At 41.6% G+C, this 1,547-nt stretch carries 1 protein-coding gene; it reads right to left on the bottom strand.

What is annotated here, in order from left to right:
* Positions 1-14: 14 nt before the first annotated feature.
* Positions 15-1,487: an IS66 family transposase gene (gene tnpC / locus CDG79_RS40445; protein WP_094347034.1), complete on the bottom strand. Its 1,473-nt coding sequence runs from the start codon at positions 1,485-1,487 to the stop codon at positions 15-17.
* Between the last annotated feature and the right edge of the window lie 60 nt (positions 1,488-1,547).

The raw sequence follows: 1,547 nt of genomic DNA, 5'->3' as shown, positions 1-1,547 counted from the left end.
GTAAGGATTCAGGTCTAATATTTAGGAAGCAGTGATGGGCGAGACAGATAACTATTAGAATTAGCCCGCAGTGCTTGTGCAAAAAAATCAATCACAGCTCTGCCTTGACGACGACAAGTTTGCACTACTGTCAATAAATGGGCAGTGTGTTTAAATCTGTTCATCGAACGGGAGCCGCCACTAACTTTACGTTTTGTCACAGCCAAACGAAGTGAGCGTTCGGCCTGATTATTATCAGGAGGAACTTCAGGGTAATCAAGGAAATACCACCATTGATTTGCTTTATCGCGCAAAGAACGTAAAAGGTTGCCGGCTGTAGCTCCTGCAAGATTAATCCATTGCTCAACAGAGGATTGCAACTTAGATTTGAATTTATTGACCCAATCGTTATAACTCAAGCAGTCAAAGGTCTCAAACCATCGTGCATAATTCCTAAAGGCTTCATCAATTAAATCAACAAACGTTTCGCCAATAGCTTGGTTGTGAAGACCTGGAATTAAGATTAACTTTTTGAAGTGACGGCGTAGATGAGCTAAACATTTCTGTTGGGCAACAACTTGATAGCCATTGTAAACACTAAAATCGTCACTGCTGAGTACCCCTGCATATTTAGCCCCTAAAATCGTTTCTAATTCGGCTCGTGAACGAGTGTCAGCCGCAGTAAACAGGCAAAAATCAGAGTTGGCAACTACCCACAACCATTCTTTGACTCCTTTAACTGACCAAGGTGTTTCATCCACATGGATGTTAGGTTGTGTCTGTTTTACCCAATTACTTAATTCAATAATGCTTGGTTCAATCGCTTGTTGGATTCGTTCATTTGTTGCTACTAAAGTGCCTAGCCCAATTTCAATCTGTCCCAATTCCCAAAGCATTTCTTGCTGTTTTTCGTAGGGCATGTGTGCATAATTGTTTACCCATCCTAAAAACGCCTGTAATCTAACTCCTAAATCTTGCCCTGGAACGATATCTGGCGACCATGAGGCTGTTTGTATATTTCCACAGCATTTACACACGCACGTATGGCGTTGATACTCCACTATTTCAATAGGACGTTCTACTAATTGCGCTACAGACTGTTTTTCTATTTTTATTGCCACGGTCGCAAATGCTTTTTGACCGCAGTAAACACAATCTTCTGGACGTAAGATTTCATAACGATCTACTCTGCCAAAACCAGAGCGCGTTTTTCCCTGATGCCCTGGTTGCCCGCCTGGTTTCCTCTTGGGATGATTCGATTCTCCGTCCAGGGATGCTTTTTTGTTTTCGCTCTTTTTCAGAATATCCCCAGATGGTGGTTTCGATGAGGTAGAACTATCCAAATCTCGGCTGACTTTTAAAAGTTCTACTTCTTGCTGTAGTTCTAAGATTGTTTTCTGTAACTTACGTATTATCTTGCCCTGCTCAATAATTATCTCTACCAGTTCTTCTTTTGATAACTGGTTCAAGCTTTCTCGGTCTAATTCTTGAGGCAGGTTTTCGTTCATATCTATGATAGTCCTCCTCAAGTGTTCCCTTTGTCAATACTCTGCCACCTGAATCCTTAC

The sequence above is a fragment of the Nostoc sp. 'Peltigera membranacea cyanobiont' 232 genome, from assembly GCF_002245985.1.
Taxonomy (GTDB): domain Bacteria; phylum Cyanobacteriota; class Cyanobacteriia; order Cyanobacteriales; family Nostocaceae; genus Nostoc.
The sequence above is the reverse complement of the archived record's forward strand: the minus strand, read 5'-3'. Positions and strand labels throughout refer to the sequence as shown.

Coding starts and splice junctions, on each gene's coding strand:
- tnpC (WP_094347034.1), bottom strand. CDS start 1,487: ATGAACGAAAACCTGCCTCAAGAATTAGACCGAGAAAGCTTGAACCAG.